The following is an 18,104-nucleotide window of genomic DNA, read 5'->3' as shown; positions in this document are numbered from 1 at the left end:
CCGGACCCACCACGACCAGGACGTATCCCGCGTTCAGGACCGCGGTCGCCACCCCCGCCCGCCAGCCTCCCCCGTCCTGCGCGTCGGCGAGGACCCGCACACGGGACCGCACGAGCCGCAGGACGCTCGGCCGGAGCAGGACGACGAGGACGGGCACGAAGCCGAAGAGCGACCGCCCGTTCCCCCGGTACGCGAAGGGGGATCGAGAGCGGTCTCCCGCCGCGTCGAGGAACGGCTGGTACAGCAGATCCAGCACGCCGACCAGCAGCAGGCCCGCGAGCACGACGACCCACCGGCGCCGGTACCAGTGCGGCCGCAGGTGGCCGCTCGCGTGCCTGATCTCAGGTCGGTACCGGCCCGGGTCACGTGCCGGACCGGTCACGAGGTCAGCCGCCCATCAGGTAGCGCCACATCCGCTCGGCGACCCGGCCGTGGTTGCTGGCGATCATCGAGGCGTAGTTCGCGCGCTGCGTGAACGACCGGACGCTGAGGTAGGTCATCTCGGCCACCCCGAGGGCGACAGCGCCGAGGAAGGCGACGGGCCCTCCACCGAACGCGGCCCCCACGACCACCGCCCTCAGCACGTCGAGAGCGAGCTCGCGCTGCTTCGCCTCCAGCTTGTCCCCGGACAGGTCGCCGGCGACCAGAGCCCGGACGACCCGCTCCGGGTCGTCCGACGTCGACCCGAGGTAGATGGTCCATGCCTCCATCGCGTCGGTGAGATCCCCGCTCAGCACGTCGACGACGTCGTATGCGTTCTCGGCCACCCGCGCGAGATCTCGAAGGCCGTCGCGCGTGACGACCGACACCACGTCGCGCAGCCCGGCCAGGGCCTTGGCCGAGTCGACCAGCGCGTTGCCGCCCTCCAGCGTCGCGTTCGTGGCGAGGAACCGGTCGTAGACCATCCGGTCGTCGTCGGAGATCCACGCCGCGTAGTACTGGTGGTAGTCCGAGTGCGCGTCGAGCCCGGGCAGCGTCCCGCGCGGCGTGTCCACGTAGTGCGAGAGGTACATGTACACGACCTCGCGCTCGATCGGCCCGGCGCGGCGGTCGCGCTTCGCGTTGACCTCCGCGATGTGCAGGGCGTAGGCCAGCCGCTGGCGGGTGAGGTCGTCCTCCTCGCTCCCCACCCGCGTGGCGGACGCCGCAGTGCCCCGGGCCCCGACCGGGACCTCGGCGACGCCGTCCGCCTGCTCGCCGGCCTGCTCGGCGAGCCACGCCTGGAGCCCCACCGCGACCTGCGCGTACAGGTCGTCGTCCCGCTCGGGCAGCACCAGGTCGTCGGCGGTGAGCCCGATCTGCTCCAGCGCCTCGGCGGCCGCCCAGGACTCGCCGACGATCTCGCTGACCAGCGTGTGGTCAACGGGACTCGTCGTGCTGCGCGGCTCGGGGGGTGCGGTCGCCGTCGCGGGCACCGCGGTCGTCACCCCCAGCGCCATCGCCACGCCGATCGCCATCCCTGCCGGACGTGTCAGTACGCGCACAGAACTCTCCCTCGAGTCGAGCCCCGGCGGCTGCCCTCCTCACCCGGGTCGACCGACCCGACGCCCGAAGGCGGAGCGGCCCCAGGCTAGGAGCGCACTGGCACCACCCAGGCTCCGCACTGGCGGTGCGTAGGTGGCTCACGCGGGGGGCGCGCCCCAGCCGCAACCCCGGCCAGGCGGTCGGACGTCTCCTGCGAGCCATCGGCGACGACGACCGGCGATCCCTGGCTCGCGGAGGCCGCGTCGTGTCCGGGCTCAGTCCCGTTGGCCCCGGCTGCGGTGACTCCGGGCGTCCAGGTGGACGAGGCCGGCGTGGGCCGCCATCGCCAGGAGGAGGAGACCTGTGCCGCGGTCGACGTACCTGGCCGCGGCCTCCGCCACCACCTCGCTGGGCGCCTGGAACCGTTCCGACCCCGTCGCGTACGCCGTGAGTGCCGCCGTGACCACCCAGCGGCCCGGACCCGCTACGGCGACGACGTAGACCGCGTTGAGCACCGCGGTCCAGGTCAGAGCCCGCCAGCCCCCGACCTCCTGCGCATCGGCCAGGTGCCAGGAGCGCGACCGGACGAACCGCAGGACGCGCGGCCGGAGCAGGACGACGAAGACGGACACCAGAGTGAGCACCGTCGACCCGTTGGCGACGCGCTGGAAACGCTCGGGGTAGCTGCGGCGGAACGACGCGTCGTCGAGGAACTGGTCGCGCAACGGGATGGATGCGACGGCGAGCAGCAGGAGCAGGACCAGGAGCAACCACCCCCGGCCGCCGGAGCGCCGCATCGCAGCGGCCACGCCGTCAGCCGCCTGTCGGGTCGTGCCACATCCGCTCGGGCGCCAGCGCCTCGGCGACGGGCACCCCCAGCGCCATCGCCACGCCGATCGCCATCCCTGCCGGACGTGTCAGTACGCGCACAGAACTCTCCCTCGAGTCGAGCCCCGGCGGCTGCCCTCCTCACCCGGGTCGGCCGACCCGACGCCCGAAGGCGGAGCGGCCCCAGGCTAGGAGCGCGCGAGCACCACCCAGGCGCCGGCCCCAGACGCTGCGTAGGTGGCTCAGGCGGCGGGCTCGCCCGGGGCGCGGCGGGTCGCGGTGAGGACGATCGCGACCGACACGCACAGCAGCCCGACGACCTCCCACCCGTGCGGCCACTGCCGCAGGGCGACGGCGCCGACCACCGCGGCCGTCGCGGGCAGCATGGCCAGCAGCACGGCGAAGGTCGCGGCGGTCACCCGGCGGAGCACGACCTGCTCGATCGCGTACGGCACCACCGAGGACAGCACCGCGATGCCGAGGACGGCGAGCGCCAGGCCGGCGTCGGTCAGCACGGGGGCGGCGAGGGCGGCGAGGAACGGGGCGCCGACGAGGGCGCCGGCGGTCATGCCGACCGCGAGCGAGGTGATCCCGTCGGGCGCGGGGCGCGCGTCCGACCCGGGCCGCGCGTCGGCCGCGCGCCGGGCGTCGGAGCCCGCAGGCGCCTCGCCCGGCCCCGCCCCGGCCCGCCGGCCCTGCGCGACCCGGCGCCCGAGCAGGATGTACCCCGCCCAGCACGCCGCGGCGATGCCGATGGCGACCAGCCCGCGCACGGAGTCCGCGCCGCCGGTGCTCAGCTCCACGCCGGCGAGCAGCACGACGCCGACTGCCGCCACCACGATGCCGAGCCGCTCGCGCCAGGTCCGGCCGGTGACGGCGGCGACGGCGACGGGGCCGAGGAACTCGATGGCCACGGCGGTGCCCAGCGGCAGCACGTCGATGGCGACGTAGAAGGACACGTTCATCGCGGCGAGCACCACGCCGAACGCGGCGGCCGCGCCGAGGTCGGCCCGGGTCCACCGGGCGCGCCAGGGCCGGCGCCAGGCGAGCAGCACCAGCGCGGCGACGGCGATCCGCAGCCAGGCGACGGTGGGCGACGGGATGACGGCGAACAGCGCCACGGCCAGCGCGGCGCCGCCGTACTGGGCGAGCCCGGAGACCGCGAACAGCGCGGGGGCCGGGACCCGGCCCAGCACGCCGCCGTGCACCGCCGGCTCCGCCACGCCCACCCCGTCCCGCCGTCGTCCCTCGTCGGGGCCGCACTCTACGGGCCGGGACGTGGGTGGAGCGCCCTGCCGGACCCGCCGCAGCGTGTCGGGCAGGACGCTCCACCCCGGAGGCGCCCGGCGGGTCAGCCCTTGACGGAGCCCGCCAGGAGGCCGCGCACGAAGTACCGCTGCAGCGAGATGAACACGATGAGCGGCACCACCATCGAGATGAACGCGCCGGCGGTGAGGACGTGCCAGTCGCCGCCGCGGCTGCCGGCCATCTCGGCGACCGCCACGGTCAGCGGCCGGGAGTTCGGCGACGCGAACGTCAGGCCGACGAGCAGGTCGTTCCACACCCAGAGGAACTGGAAGATGCCGAACGCCGCGATGGCCGGGACCAGCAGCGGCAGCAGCACCCGGAAGAAGATCTTCACGTGCCCCGCGCCGTCGACGCGGGCCGCCTCGACGAGGGACGCCGGGATGTCCTTCATGAAGTTGTGCAGCAGGAAGATCGCCAGCGGCAGGCCGAAGATGGAGTGCGACAGCCAGACCGTCCAGAACGACCCGGCGACGCCCGCGCTCACGTAGTCCCGCAGCAGCGGCACGAGGGCGACCTGCAGCGGCACGATCTGCAGCGCGAACACCGCGACGAACAGCAGGTTGCGGCCCTTGAAGTCGATCCACGCGAACGCGTACGCGGCGAGCAGCGCGATCGTGATCGGGATGATCACGGCGGGGATCGTGATGACGAACGAGTTGACGAAGTACGTCGCCAGGTTCGCCCCGGAGCCGAACAGCGCCTGGTCGTAGTTGTCGAGCGTGAACTCGGCCTCGCCGTTGAACAGGCCGCCGAACACGGTCCACCAGCCGGAGCGGCGGATGTCGAGCTCGGGGCGGAACGAGGTGACGAGCAGGCCGATCGACGGGATCGTCCACAGGATCGCGATGAGGATCGCGGCGAACGAGGCCCACGGCGACGACAGCCGGCCCTTGGTGGCGATCGCGCGCCGCTCGAGGCGGCTCAGCCGGCGCTGGCGTCCGGGCTCGCCGCCGGCGTCGGCGGTCTCCTCGAACGCCTCGGCGAACGGCCCGGTCGGGGGGAGCGGTGTGGTGGTCATCGGATCTCCTCCGACTTGCGCAGCTGCCGCACGTTGTAGACGACGATCGGGATCACCAGGATGAACAGGATCACCGCGAGCGCGGCGCTCAGGCCCTGGTTGTTCTGCCGGAACGCCTGCGTGTAGAACTCGTTCGCGATGACCTGCGTGTCGAACTGGCCGCCGGTCATGGTGCGGACGATGTCGAACACCTTGAGCGTCCCGATCGCGATCGTGGTGAGCACGACCACCAGCGCCGGCCGGATGGACGGCACGGTGATGTACCGGAACATCCGCATCCCGCCGAGCCCGTCGAGGCGCGCGGCCTCGACGATGTCGTCCGGGATGGCCTTGATGGCCGCGGACAGCACGGTCATGGCGAAACCGGTCTGGATCCACACCATCACCACGATGAGGAACACGGTGTTCCACGGGGAGTTGATGAGGAACTGCTGCGGCTCCAGGCCCACCCAGACGAGCACCTGGTTGAGCAGGCCGGTCTGCTTCACGCCGGGCTGGTCCGGCTTGAACTCGTAGACGAACTTCCAGATGATCGACGCGCCGACCATCGAGATCGCCATCGGGATGAACACCAGCGCCTTGGCGAGCTTCTCGAACCGCGTGCGGTCCACCAGGACGGCGTAGACCAGGCCGATCAGCGTCGAGGCGATCGGCACCAGGATCACCCAGATCGCGGTGTTGGTCAGCACGCTCTGGAACTGCCCGCCGGTCAGCACGCGGGTGTAGTTGTCGACCCCGATGAACTCGTTCCCGCGCTTGTCGAAGAACGAGTTCCACAGGGTGAGCACGGCGGGGCGCACGAGCCCCCACGCCAGCAGCAGCAGGGCGGGCCCGGCGAACGCCGCGGCCACGACCCACCGGGGGACCCGGCTGGGCCGGTCCACCAGGAACAGGATCGCGCCCATGACGACCACGAACAGCGCGATCGCCAGGAACATCAGGGCGAACTTCTCGCCCACCGAGCTCGCGCTCGTCAACCAGTCCATGTACGCCTCCGAGCCGGACGGGCCCGCCCGGCGGGCGGGGGTCGTTCCCCCCACCCGCCGGGCGGGCCGTCAACCGATCAGTCGAGTGCTGCGGCGGTCCGTCAGGAGCCGGCCGGCCAGGAGTCCTCGACGGACTTCGCGGCGTCCTCGGTGGAGGTGCCGGTCAGCCAGTTGACGATGGCGGTCCAGAACGTGCCCGCACCGACCTCGCCGGGCATCAGGTCGGACGCGTCGAACCGGATCACGGAGTTCGGGTCGGCGAGGATCTCGGCCGACAGCTTGTCGAACTCGGTGGCCAGGTTGTCCGGGTCCAGGCCGTTGTTGGCGCTGACCCAGCCGCCCATCGGGGTGGTCTTGGCCTTGGTGTTGGCCCAGTCCGCGCTCGACAGGTAGGTCTGGAACGCCTGCACCTCGGGACGGTCGTCGAACGCCGCCACGAACTCGCCGCCGCCCAGGACCGGCTTGATGTCGGTCTGGTTGGTGGGCAGGTAGAACGCGTAGACGTCACCGTCGGGCGCGACCTCGGTGCCCTCGGGCCACTGCGTCTGGTAGAAGTTCGCGGCCCGGTGCAGCCAGCAGGTGCCGTCGAGGATCGGGAAGCCCGCGTCCGTCCACGGCGTGGTGGCGATCGAGTCGACGCCGCCGAGGCCGGCGTTGACGTACTCGTCGTTCTTGAGGATCTCGCCCGCAGTGTCCCAGGCCTCGACGATCTGGGGGTCGTTGAACGGGATCTCGTGGGTGTACCACTGGTCGTAGACCTCAGGACCGGCGGTGCGGAGCACGATGTCCTCGATGAAGTCGGTGCCCGGCCAGCCGGTCGCGTCGCCGGACTCGACGCCGGCGCACCACGGCATGCCGCCGTCCTCGACGATCTGGTCGGACAGCGCGATGAGGTCGTCCCAGGTCTCCGGGACCTCGTAGCCGGCGTCCTCGAACATGGACGGGGAGTACCAGACGTACGACTTCACGTTGGAGCCGAGCGGGGCCGCGTAGAACGTCCCGTCGACCGTGCCGTACTCCTTCCAGGACTCGCTGAAGAACTCGTCGACGTTCGCGACGGTGGCGTCGGGCGCCGGGACGATCGCGTCCGGGAAGTCGGTGACGATCGTGTTCAGCAGGCCGGGCTGCGGCAGGTACGCGATGTCGGGCGCGTTGCCGGCCTGGATGCGGACGAGCAGCTGGGCCTCGAACTCGCGCGAGCCCTCGTACTCGACGGTGACGCCGGTGCACTCCTCGAACGGGTCGTAGGAGTCCTCCTGCGTCTGCTGCTCCGGCTCGACGATCGACGTGTACACCGAGACGGTCTTGCCGCTCAGGTCACCGAAGTCCTCGTACGCGGAGCAGTCGATCTCGTTCGCGGCGCCGGTGTCCCCGCCGCCGCTGGTGCCCCCGTCACCGGAGTCGCCGGAGTCGCCGGAACATGCCGTGAGCGCGAGCGCCAGCCCGAGCCCGCCGGCCACCGCGGCGCTCGCGCCGCGACGACGGATCCTCATCATGCGTCTGCCTCCACCTCGTCGTGGTTGCTCGGCCGAGGCGGGTGCGCCTCGGTGCGTGGGCTACATGCAAGCGTTTACATGGCTGGCGCACAACCTTCTTCGGGGTGCTGCGTGGTCACAATTCGGTCACGCGGCGGGGCGGTGGACCCGCGCTCGACCAGCGAGGTCGGGAAGACGACCTCCTCCGGGACCGGCGCGCCGGTGATCATCTCGAGCAGCATCGACGCCGCGGTGACCCCCTGGTCCTGCGCGTTCTGCACCATCGTGGTGAGCCCGAGGTGCTCCCCCATGTCGTGCCCGTCGACCCCGACCACCGACACGTCGTCGGGCACCCGCAGCCCGCGGTCCCGCAGCGCGAGCAGCGCGCCCATGGCCATCTCGTCCGACGCGGCGAACACCGCGGTCACGTCCGGGCGCGCGTCGAGCAGCCCGTGCATCGAGGCTCGGCCGCCCCGGACGTCGAAGTGCCCGTGCACCTCCAGCCCCTCCGAGGCGAGCCCGCGCGCGGCCAGCTCGGCCCGCCAGCCCTCGGCGCGGCGCACGGCCGGCGACCACGGCAGCGTGTCGTCGGGCTCCCCGGACAGGTGCGCGATCGCCGTGTGCCCCAGGTCGGCCAGGTGCGCGACGGCCCGGCGCGCGGTGCCCACGTCGTCCAGGCCCACGGTGACATGGCCCGGCGCGCCCGCCCCGACGAACACCAGCGGGTAGCCGAGCTGGTCGAGCGCCGCGACCTCCTCGGCCTCCAGCGGCAGGCCGACGACCAGCACCCCGTCGACCCGGCGGCGCAGGACGTCCGGGTCGAGCCGCAGCCGGCGCACGTCCCGGGAGACCTCGAACGTGTAGAGCAGCGCGTCGAAGTCCTCGACCCGCAGCGCCCGCTCCGCGCCCTCGATGACGTTGGCGAAGAACCAGTGCGCCACCCACGGCGTGATCAGGCCGATCGTGCGGGTCCGCCCCGAGGCGAGCGACGACGCCGACGGCGAGGGCACGTAGCCGAGCTCGTCGGCGGCGCGGCGCACCCGTTCGCGCGTGGCGGCGGTGACGTTCGGCAGGCCGCGCAGCGCGCGCGACACGGTCGCGGTGGACACCCCGGCAGCCCGGGCCACGTCGACGATGCCGTGCGCCATGGCGGGGATTGTGCTCCCCGGCGCGGGGGCCGGTCCACCCTGTCGGGCGACCGGTTGCCGTGGGAGCGCTACCGCTCGTCCCGCCCCGTCAGGCGGGTGCGTGCCCCACGCTGCGCAGCACCGCGACCGCGCCGTCGTCCTCGATCGTGCCCGTGACCTCGTCGGCCGCGAGCCGCACGAACTCCGGCGCGTGCCCCATCGCCACGCCGCGCGCGGCCCAGCGGAGCATCTCGACGTCGTTGCCCCCGTCGCCGACCGCGACGGTCGCGAACGGCTCGACGCCGAGCTCCCGGCGCAGCTCCTCCAGGGCGCTCGCCTTGGACACCCCGCCGGGGGTCAGGTCGAGCCACGCGCTCCAGCCGACCGCGTAGGACACCTGGTGCAGGCCGACGCGCTCGACGAGCTCGCGGAACTCCTCCGGCGTGCTGCCCGGGTCGCGCACGACGACGCGGGTGGCCGGCTGCGCCACCAGCTCGTCGAACGGCAGCACCCGCTGGTCGCCGGTGAGCTCGTGGTCCGGGAACGGCCGGGACACCCGGAAGCCGCGACCCAGGTCCTCGACCGCGAACAGCGCGTCCGGCAGCTCGGCCTGGAGCACGCGGAGCGCGGGCTCGGGGTCGAACGTCGTCGTGCTGGTGACCTCGTACCCCTCGGGCGCGTCGGGGTCGAGACGGGCCGTGACGGCGCCGTTGGAGCAGACGATCCAGCCCGTCGTGAGACCGAGGTCGGTGGCCACGGGCACGGCGCTGCGCACGCCCCGCCCGGTCGCGAGCACGACGTGCGCCCCCGCCTCGCGGACCCCGGACACGGCCTCGCGCACGGCGGGCGACAGCGCGCCGTCGTAGGAGAGCAGCGTGCCGTCGACGTCGAGGGCGACGAGCGTGCCGACCGCCGTGCGCGGGTGGGTCATCGGGATCCGCCTCCCACGGGCTCCAGCACCTCGAGGCCGCCGAGGTACGGCCGCAGGCCCTCCGGGACCCGCACCGAGCCGTCGGCCTGCTGGTGGTTCTCCAGGATCGCGACGATCCACCGCGTCGTCGCGAGCGTGCCGTTCAGCGTCGCGACCGGCCGGACCTCGCCCTCGGCCGTGCGCTCGCGCACCCCGAGCCGGCGCGCCTGGAACGTCGTGCAGTTGGAGGTGGAGGTGAGCTCCAGGAACCGCTGCTGGCTGGGCAGCCACGCCTCGCAGTCGAACTTGCGGGCCGCGCTCGACCCGAGGTCGCCCGCCGCGGTGTCGATGACCCGGTACGGCAGGTCCACGAGCCGGAGCATCTGCTCCTCCCAGCCGAGGATCCGGCGGTGCTCGTCCGCGGCGTCCTCGACGGTCGTGTACGAGAACGCCTCGACCTTGTGGAACTGGTGCACCCGGATGATGCCGCGGGTGTCCTTGCCGTACGACCCGGCCTCGCGGCGGTAGCAGGCCGACCAGCCGGCGTACCGCAGCGGCCCGGCCGACAGGTCGAGGATCTCGCCCGAGTGGTAGCCGGCGAGCGCCACCTCGGAGGTGCCGACCAGGTACAGGTCGTCGGCCTCGAGGCGGTAGATCTCGTCGGCGTGCGCGCCGAGGAACCCGGTGCCGGCCATGACCTCGGGCTTGACCAGCGTCGGCGTGATGACCGGCGTGAAACCGGCCTGGAGCGCCAGATCGACGGCGGCGTTCAGCAGCGCCAGCTCCAGGCGGGCGCCGATGCCGGTCAGGTAGTAGAACCGGGCGCCCGAGACCTTGGCGCCGCGCTCGGTGTCGATCGCGCGCAGGCCCTCGCCGAGCTCCAGGTGGTCCCGGACCGCGAACTCCGCGCCGTACTCCGCGGCGAAGTCCCGGGGCGTGCCCTCGTGCCGCAGCACGACGTAGTCGTCCTCGCCGCCGGCCGGGACGCCGTCCTCGACGACGTTGCCGATGCGGCGCGCCAGCTCGGTCGCGAGCTCGTCCGCGGCGTCGGCGTCGGCCTGCAGCGCCTTGACCTGCTCCGCGAGCTGCTTCGCGTGCGCCAGGAGGGACTGCTTCTCCTCGCCCTGCGCGGAGGCGACCTTCTTGCCGAGCGCCTTCTGCTCCGCGCGCAGGCTCTCGAAGTCGGTGAGCGCGGCGCGGCGGCGGGCGTCCGCGTCGAGCACCTGGTCGACCAGGGCCGGGTCGTCGCCGCGGGCCACCTGGCTCGCGCGCACGACGTCGGGGTCCTGGCGCAGCAGCTTGAGATCGATCACGCTCCCGAGCCTACCGACCGCCACCGCACGGCCGCCCCCGCGGGTCGCCGGGTGCGCCGAGCCGCGCGCCGGGCGCCGAACTGCGGGCGGCGCGGCGCACCTGCCGCGTAGATTCCTCGCATGACCTGGGAGGGATGGCTGGCCGTCGTGGCCACCGTGCTGGCCGTCGTCGCCCTCGTGGTCGCCGGCGCGACGTGGCGGGCGACCGCCGCGAGCCGCCGCGCCGACCGGGCCGGCCAGATCCTGGGGACGGCGGCGAGCAACCACGTCTCCGTCGTCACGCCCGCCCAGCCCGAGCCGCACCGGCCGCTGGTCGCGTTCGTCGCGAACCCGTCGAAGCCGGACGTGCCCGACCTCCGTGCGACCGTGCGGCGCGCGTGCGCCGAGCAGTACCTCCCCGAGCCGCTGTGGCTCGAGACCACCCTGGAGGACCCCGGGATCGGGCAGACCAGGGACGCCGTCGCGCGCGGTGCCGACATCGTCGTGGCGCTCGGCGGCGACGGCACGGTGCGGGCCGTCGCCGAGGCGCTGGTCGGCACCGGCGTCCCGATGGGCCTGGTCCCGGTCGGCACCGGCAACCTGCTCGCCCGCAACCTGGACATCCCGATCGGCGACCCGCTCGCGGCGCTCCAGATCGCGCTGGACGGCGCCGACCGCACGATCGACGTCGGCTGGCTCAAGGTCCTGAGGTACGAGTCGCGGGTCGACGACGACATCGCGGAGGCGGCCGACGACCTGCCCGCCGACACCGACATCCCGCGGGACCACATCTTCCTGGTGATCGCCGGGGTCGGCTTCGACGCGGCGATGGTCGCGGACACGGACGACGACCTCAAGGCGAAGGTCGGCTGGGTCGCCTACTTCGTCGCCGGCATCAAGCACCTGCACGGGCGCCGGCTGCGGACGACGGTCCGGCTGGACGACGCCCCCGGTGAGCCCGCGCGGGTCCGCAGCCTGCTGATCGGCAACTGCGGCCGGCTGCCCGGCGGGATCACGCTGCTGCCCGACGCCGTCCTGGACGACGGCTGGCTGGACGTCGCGGCGATCGACACCCGCGGCGGCGTCGCGGGCTGGGCGCAGCTGTTCGGCGAGGTGGTGCTGCAGGGCGTCGGCGTCCGCAGCCAGCTGCCCGCGAAGATCGGCCGGATCGACCACGCCCGCGCCCGCGAGGTGCACGTCGAGGTGTCGGGCGGCGAGTACGTGCAGGTCGACGGCGACGTGATCGGGCAGGTCACCGAGCTGTCGGCGCGGGTCGAGCCCGGCGCCCTGGTCGTCCGGGTCGCCCCGGCCTGACGCCCCGGCTCAGACCGACGCGCCCCCGCGCACCGAGCGCAGCCAGTCCCGGGCCGCGCGGAAGTCGGCGTCGGCGGTGCCGATGTGCACGTCGGCCGCCTGCCGGTCCGCCCGCGGGTACGAGCCCAGGTAGCGCACGTGCGGGCACACCCGGTGCAGGCCCATGAACGCCTCGCCCATGCGCTCCTCGGAGATGTGGCCCTCGGCGTCCATCGAGAACGAGTACCGGCCGAGCGAGTCGCCGATCGGCCGGGACTCGATCCGGGACAGGTTCACGCCGCGGGCCGCGAACTGCTCCAGCATCGTGAGCAGCGCGCCGGCCTCGTTGCTGGGCAGGTGCACGACCAGGGTGGTCTTGTCGGCGCCGGTGGGCGGCGGGACCTCCCCCGGGGGGCCGACGACGACGAACCGGGTGACGGCGTTCGGGTTGTCGGCGACCCCCTCGGCGAGCACGCGGTCCTCGAGCCCGTAGTGCGCGGGCGCGGCCGGCGGCACGAGCGCGGCGTCGAAGCCCAGCGTCTCGGCGTCCGCGCCGGGGCCGGCGTCCGCGAGCAGGGCCGCGGGCGCGGTGTTCGACGACGCGGCGACGTGCAGCACCCCGGGCAGCCGCTCGCCGAGCCAGCGCCGGCACTGCACCCAGGCGTGCGGGTGCGCGGCCACCCGGCGGACGTCCGCGAGCGCCACCCCCGGGCGCCCGACGAGCGAGAACCCCACGGGCACCAGCACCTCGCGCTGCAGCACGAGCGGCTCGCCGACGGCGAGCGCGTCGAGCGTCGCCGTGACGCCGCCCTCGATCATGCTCTCGATCGCGACGACCGCGTGGTCGGCGGCGCCGGACCGGACGGCCTCGATCGCGCTCACCACGTCGGTCTGCGGGAGGTACTCGGCGTCCTCGGGGCCGACGACCTGCCGCAGCGCGACCTCGGTGAACGTGCCCGCGGGGCCGAGGTAGGCGTAGCGCGGACGCGGCATCGTGGACCTCCTGGGGGCGGGCGCCGGGCTGGCGGTGTGGCCGGGCCGTGCGCGCCCTGTGCGGCGCGCGTGGACGTGCCGCGACGGGTCGCTCCCGACGACGCGTCCGACAGTAGTGCGCCCGTACGCTGGGCCGGTGCCCCTGTCCACGCCTCAGCCGCGCGCGTCCGCGCGACCCGCGCCCGCCCGCACCGCCACGGCCCGGGCGCTCGCCGCGACCCTCGCGGCGCTGCTGACGGTGGCCGTCGGCTGGGTCGCGGGCGCACCCCGGGCCGCCGCGGCGGACGGCGCGGACGAGGCCGACCGCGCCCCCGTGGTCCTGGTCGGGGTCGCCGGCCTGCGCTGGGACGACCTGGGCTCGCTGACCACCCCGGCGCTGTGGGAGCTGTCCCGGTCGGCGTCCCTGGGGACCACCGTGGTGCGCAGCGCGATCTCGTTCACCTGCCCGTCGATGGGCTGGCTCGCCGTCTCGGCGGGCGGGCGCGCCACGGACCTCGCGGTCGCGGACGGCACCTGCCGCACCCTGCGGGACCCGCTGTCGAACGGCGCGGTCCCCGGCTGGGCGGACTACCAGGAGGCGATGCGGGCGTCGTCGTACGACTCCCGGCTCGGGCTGCTGGGCGACACCGTCGCGACCGCGGGCGTGCCGGCCACCGGCATCGGCCCGGGCGCGGCGATCGCGCTCGCCGACGCGGACGGCGACCCGGTGGGCACCCACGTGCGCGCGCCGGCCGACGCCGCGGGGCTGGAGGACGCGGTCACGACCGCGCTGGCCGGGTCCGGCCTGGTGGTCGTCGACGCCGGCACCGTGCGCGACCCGGGCTACCAGACGCGCGGCCGGTCCGACGCGGACTCCGACGTGCCCACCGACGCCCAGGACGAGCCGCCGCTGTCCGGCGCGGACGTGGTGATCGAGCCGACCCGCGCGGAGCAGGTGCAGGAGATCGACGCCCGGATCGGGGCGGTGCTGGACGCGGTCGCCGAGGCCGACGAGGACGCGACGGTGCTGCTGTTCTCGGTCGCCGACTCCTCCCGGCGCTCGAACCTGCAGGTCGCCGCCGCGTCGGGCCCCACGGCCGACGGCGGCCGCTACGACGGCGGGCTCATCGGGTCGTCGTCCACCCGGCAGGACGGCTTCCTGCAGACCACGGACATCACGCCGACGGTGCTCGAGGCGCTGGGGATCCGCGACCGGGCACCCACCGGCGCGCTCGTGGGCTCCCTGATCCGGCACAGCCCGGACGACGCGACGGCGGGCGCCCGGGTGGCGTACCTCATCGACCAGAACCGGCACGCGCAGGCGGCCGCGCCGCTCGTCGGCGGGTTCTACGTGCTGTGGGTCGGCCTGAACCTCGCGCTGTACCTGCTGGTGGTCGTGGGCCTGAACAACCGGGTCCGGCTCTGGTGGTCCCGCCTGCTGTCCCGGGTGCGCCGCCGGCCCCCGGGCGCCGGGCACCCGCGCCGCGTGCTGCACGGCCTGCGCGTCGGTGCCGTCGCGGTGGCCGCGGTGCCGGTCTCCACCTTCCTGGCGAACCTGCTGCCGTGGTGGCGGTCCAGCACCCCGTCGTGGGCGCTGGCCGGCGCCGTGGCGCTGTTCGTGGCGGCGATCGTCGCGGTGACGCTGGTCCCGCCGTGGTGGCGGGGACGGCTGCTCGGCCCGATGGGCGCGGTCGGCGGCCTCACCGCACTCGTGCTCGCGGTCGACGTGGCCACGGGTGCGCGGCTCGCGCTGGACTCGATGATGGGGCCCGGCTCGCTGGTGGCCGGCCGGTTCTACGGCTTCGGCAACCCGGCGTTCGCGCTGTTCGCCACCGCGATGATCCTGACCGCGGTGGCGTTCGCCGACCCGCTGCTGCGCGCGGGGCGCCGGGGGCTCGCGGTGGCGGTGGTCGCCGCGGTCGGGGTCGTCGCCGTGGTGGTCGACGGCGCGCCGTCGATCGGCGCGGACTTCGGCGGCCCGCCCGCGCTGGTGCCGGGCTTCGCGATCCTCGCGCTGCTCACCGCCGGTGTCCGCCTGACCTGGCGCCGGGTGCTGGCCGTCCTGGCCGCGGGTGCCGTGACCGTCGTCGGCATCGCGGTGGCCGACTGGCTGCGGCCGCCCGACCAGCGCACCCACCTGGGCGCCTTCATCGAGACCGTGCTGGACGGCGGTCTGTGGACGGTGCTGGTGCGCAAGGGCGAGACGAACCTGCGCATCCTGTTCGGCAGCGAGCAGACCCTGCTCGCGATCGGCGGCCTGCTGCTCGTCGTGCTGCTGGTCGGCCGCCCGGCGCGGTCCGCGGTGAGCGCCCCGGACGGTGGCCCGTACGCCTGGCTGTCCGCGGGCGCGCCGCTGCGCCAGATCGGCACCGACGCGCCGATGCTGATGAAGGGCCTGGTCGCGCTCGCCACCACGCTCGGCCTCGGCTTCGCGCTCAACGACTCCGGCGTGGTGGTCCCGGCCACCGGCATCGGGCTCGCGGTCCCGCTGCTGGCGGCGGCGTGCGCGACCTGGATGCTGCTGCAGCAGCCGGCGGCTCAGCGCGGGGCGGGCAGCCTCGCGCCGACCATCCCGGGCAGCACCGGCCCGGGGACGGACACCGGCCGCACCGCGTCGGCGAACGCGCAGGGCCTGCCGAACAGGTAGCCCTGGGCGAGGTCGCAGCCCAGCGAGCGCAGGGCGGCGTACCGGGGCTCGTCCTCCACGCCCTCGGCGATCACGTCGGCGCCCAGCGACCGGCCGAGCGCGACGACCGCCTCGACCACGCCCGCCGCGCGCGGCCCCGCGGCGCCGGAGCCGCCGAGCTCCTGGACGAACGACTGGTCGATCTTGAGCAGCGTGACCGGGTAGTCGTGCAGCCGGGACAGCGAGGAGTACCCGGTGCCGAAGTCGTCGATCGCGACGCCGACCCCGAGCTCGCGCAGCGCCCGCAGCATGGGCACGGCCCGGGCGTCGTCGGCGAGCGCGCTCTCCGTGACCTCGATGCCCAGCCAGCTGGCCGGGGCGTCGTAGGCCGCGAGCAGGTCGACGACGAGCGTGATCAGGTCCGCGCGGTCCTGCCCGGCGGCGAACTGCCGCGGCGAGACGTTCACCCAGACCCGCAGCCCGGCGCCGGTGCTCCGGTTGTGCGCGGTGACCTCGGCCAGCGCGCGGTCCAGCGCCCAGGCGCCGAGCTCGCCGATCAGGCCGGTCTCCTCGGCCACCGGGATGAACTCGGCCGGCGACACGGGGCCGCGGGTGCGGCTGGTCCAGCGCATCAGCGCCTCGACCCCCTCGACCCGGCCGGTGACCAGGTCGACCTCCGCCTGGTAGACCAGGGACAGCTCGCCCTCCTCCGTCGCGCGACGCAGGTCGGCGGCCATCGTCAGCCGCTGCCGCGCGTGGTCCGCGCCGTGCTCCTCGTACCACTGGTGGCAGCCGCCGCCCGCGGCCTTCGCGCGGTACATCGCGACGTCGGCGCACCGCAGCAGCTCGTCCCAGACCATCTGGCCGGGCTCGGCGTGCACGACGCCCACGGAGCAGCCGACCGCGAACTCCTCGTCCCGGACGGCGAACGGCTCGTCGAACGCCGCCACCAGCCGCAGCGCGACCTCCTCGGCCGTCGCGGCGGTCGCGTCCGGCAGCAGGACCACGAACTCGTCGCCGCCCAGCCGCGCCGCGACGGCCCGGTCCGGCAGGTCGGCGCCGACCCGGGCGGCGGCGCGCTGCAGCAGCTGGTCGCCGACGACGTGGCCGTACGAGTCGTTCACGAGCTTGAACCGGTCGAGGTCGAGCAGCAGCAGCGCCGTCCCGGTGCGCGAGGTGGCCAGCGCGGCGACCGCCCGCTCCCGGGCGACGTCCCGGTTGGCGAGGCCGGTGAGCGGGTCGTGGGTCGCCGCGTGGGTGAGCCGGTCCTGCGCGTCGCGGAACCGGGTGACGTCCCGGGCCACGACCAGCACCGAGTCGACGGTGCCGTCCGCGCCCCGCTCGGGCACCGCCCGGACGTCGTACCAGTGGCCGCCGACGTGCGCGGACATGCTGATCAGCCGCCGGGGGTCCGTGTCGGCGTCCCCGCCCGGATCCGCCGAGATCGCGATCATGTGGTGGGCGAGCGCGCGCACCGAGTCCATCACCGGGGACCGGCCGGCCAGGTCCCCCACGAGGGAGCCGAGGTCCACGTCCGAGACCCGGGCGGCGCGGCGCATCGCGGCGTTGACGAACCGGAGCCGGCCGTCGCCGTCCACCCGCGCGAGGGCGTCCGGGGTGTTCCGGGTGATCGACTCCAGGTCCCGGGTGCGGGCGGCGAGCGCCCGGGTGCGGTCGGCGGCGAGCTCGACCGCCCGGAGCTCGGCGGCGGCCCGCGACGCGATCAGGCTGACGACCAGCGCGGTCAGCACCGCGCCGCCGAGCAGCGGGAGCGGGGCCAGCGGCCCGCGGGCGTCCCTCGGCTCCGCGGCCAGCGTCCAGGTGCGTCCCGCGACCGGCACGGCCACGACGAGCGCGCCGCCCGCCTCCGCCCGGGCGTCGCGGTCCTCGGCCAGCACCCCGAGCACCGTCCCGCCGTCACTGACCAGGGCGGCGTCCCGCGGCCGGGCGGTGACCGCGTCGAGCAGCGGCGCGACCGCGAACGTGGTCACGGTCCAGCCGAGCAGCCGTCGTCGACGCTCCCCGGTGCTGCCGGGGGCCTCGCCCGCGTCGTAGACCGGCACCGCGATCGCGGCCTCCACCTGGGGCGCGCTGCCCGCGCGCGCGACCTTGCCGGCGTCGGAGTCGTCGACCGCGAGCGCCTGCGACGGGTACGCGGCGCTGAGCACCGGCTGGCCGGAGTCGCGCGCGTCGGCGAGCGCGTCGGCGAGAGCCGCCACCCCCGGGGCCGCCGCTCCCGGGGCCGCCGATCCCGCGCCGCCGGCCGGACCACCGGCGAGCGCGTCGAGCAGCGAGGACGACCCGAGCCGCACGACCCGGGTCACGTGCACGTCGCCCGGCACGGCCGCTCCCCCCGCCGGCCGCAGGTCGACGGCGCCGGCGCGGTCCGCGGGGCTCGCGGGCGCCGGCAGCCACCCGACCCCCGAGGTGAGCACCGGCCCGGGCCGGGGTCCGGCGGCCGGGTCCGCCTCCAGGGCGGGTGCGCCGGCCAGGACCCGCAGGTGGCTCTCCCACGCCGCGGCCGCGTCGTCCCACGAGGCGCCGGCGGCCGGGGTCAGGAGCGACGCCGACGTGGACGCGACCCGGACCTGGCCGCCGAGCCGCGCGACCAGGGCCTCCGCCGACACGGCGAGGCCGGCGCGGGTCGCCTGCTCCGCCCGCTCGCGCTGCTGGTACGCGTCGACGGCGGAGGCGAGCAGCGACAGCGCCAGCCCGACCGGCACGAGCACGGCCACGACCAGCCGCACCCGCCTGCGGGCACGACCACGCGCGTCGTCGTGCATGCGCACCCCCTCCCCGGGCCTG

General features: G+C 75.0%; 14 protein-coding genes. 2 read left to right on the top strand and 12 right to left on the bottom strand.

What is annotated here, in order from left to right:
* From G6556_RS04310 to serS, 10 genes are all read right to left on the bottom strand, one after another.
* A partial coding sequence (locus tag G6556_RS04310) for a hypothetical protein (protein ID WP_166938908.1) occupies window positions 1-382 on the bottom strand: 382 nt, incomplete at its 3' end.
* A gap of 4 nt (window positions 383-386) precedes the next feature.
* Window positions 387-1,457, bottom strand: a complete 1,071-nt coding sequence (locus tag G6556_RS04305; RefSeq protein ID WP_166938906.1) for a hypothetical protein — start codon at window positions 1,455-1,457, stop codon at window positions 387-389.
* Between the two features lie 282 nt (window positions 1,458-1,739).
* Window positions 1,740-2,273 (bottom strand): hypothetical protein, encoded by a 534-nt coding sequence (locus tag G6556_RS04300; protein WP_166938904.1) that lies wholly within the window; start codon window positions 2,271-2,273, stop codon window positions 1,740-1,742.
* A 261-nt stretch (window positions 2,274-2,534) separates the two neighbouring features.
* Entirely contained in the window at window positions 2,535-3,515 is a 981-nt protein-coding gene (locus G6556_RS04295) for an EamA family transporter (RefSeq protein WP_346774716.1), read from the bottom strand.
* Between the two features lie 128 nt (window positions 3,516-3,643).
* Entirely contained in the window at window positions 3,644-4,618 is a 975-nt protein-coding gene (locus G6556_RS04290) for a carbohydrate ABC transporter permease (protein ID WP_166938903.1), read from the bottom strand.
* Window positions 4,615-5,604, bottom strand: coding sequence for a sugar ABC transporter permease (locus G6556_RS04285; RefSeq protein WP_166938901.1), 990 nt, complete (start codon window positions 5,602-5,604; stop codon window positions 4,615-4,617). Before G6556_RS04285 ends, G6556_RS04290 begins: the two co-directional genes overlap by 4 nt.
* Before the next feature lie 101 nt (window positions 5,605-5,705).
* A complete protein-coding gene (locus G6556_RS04280) occupies window positions 5,706-7,100 on the bottom strand; it encodes an ABC transporter substrate-binding protein (RefSeq protein WP_166938899.1) in 1,395 nt (464 codons plus the stop codon).
* Window positions 7,101-7,174: 74 nt separating this feature from the next.
* Window positions 7,175-8,227, bottom strand: a complete 1,053-nt coding sequence (locus G6556_RS04275; RefSeq protein WP_166938897.1) for a LacI family DNA-binding transcriptional regulator — start codon at window positions 8,225-8,227, stop codon at window positions 7,175-7,177.
* Between the two features lie 88 nt (window positions 8,228-8,315).
* Complete coding sequence (locus tag G6556_RS04270) at window positions 8,316-9,137, bottom strand: HAD family hydrolase (RefSeq protein ID WP_166938896.1); 822 nt, start codon at window positions 9,135-9,137, stop codon at window positions 8,316-8,318.
* A complete protein-coding gene (serS, locus tag G6556_RS04265) occupies window positions 9,134-10,429 on the bottom strand; it encodes a serine--tRNA ligase (RefSeq protein ID WP_166938894.1) in 1,296 nt (431 codons plus the stop codon). The genes G6556_RS04270 and serS overlap by 4 nt, the downstream gene beginning before the upstream one ends.
* A 120-nt stretch (window positions 10,430-10,549) precedes the next feature.
* On the opposite strand from serS, the gene G6556_RS04260 reads away from it, so the two are divergent.
* Window positions 10,550-11,722: a diacylglycerol kinase family protein gene (locus G6556_RS04260; protein ID WP_166938893.1), complete on the top strand. Its 1,173-nt coding sequence runs from the start codon at window positions 10,550-10,552 to the stop codon at window positions 11,720-11,722.
* A gap of 9 nt (window positions 11,723-11,731) precedes the next feature.
* Here G6556_RS04260 and pheA read toward each other — a convergent pair whose 3' ends face one another.
* Window positions 11,732-12,694, bottom strand: coding sequence for a prephenate dehydratase (pheA, locus tag G6556_RS04255; protein WP_166938891.1), 963 nt, complete (start codon window positions 12,692-12,694; stop codon window positions 11,732-11,734).
* 136 nt (window positions 12,695-12,830) lie between these two features.
* Between pheA and G6556_RS04250 the strand changes: the two genes are divergently transcribed.
* Entirely contained in the window at window positions 12,831-15,320 is a 2,490-nt protein-coding gene (locus G6556_RS04250) for a hypothetical protein (protein ID WP_166938889.1), read from the top strand.
* On the opposite strand, the gene G6556_RS04245 is transcribed toward G6556_RS04250, so the two are convergent.
* Window positions 15,212-18,082, bottom strand: coding sequence for an EAL domain-containing protein (locus G6556_RS04245; RefSeq protein WP_166938888.1), 2,871 nt, complete (start codon window positions 18,080-18,082; stop codon window positions 15,212-15,214). The two genes, G6556_RS04250 and G6556_RS04245, sit on opposite strands and share 109 nt — an antisense overlap.
* Window positions 18,083-18,104: the final 22 nt, after the last annotated feature.

Origin of the sequence: Cellulomonas sp. IC4_254 (assembly GCF_011603975.1) — a bacterium.
GTDB lineage: Bacteria > Actinomycetota > Actinomycetes > Actinomycetales > Cellulomonadaceae > Cellulomonas.
This window is presented reverse-complemented; position numbering and strand designations above follow the sequence as displayed.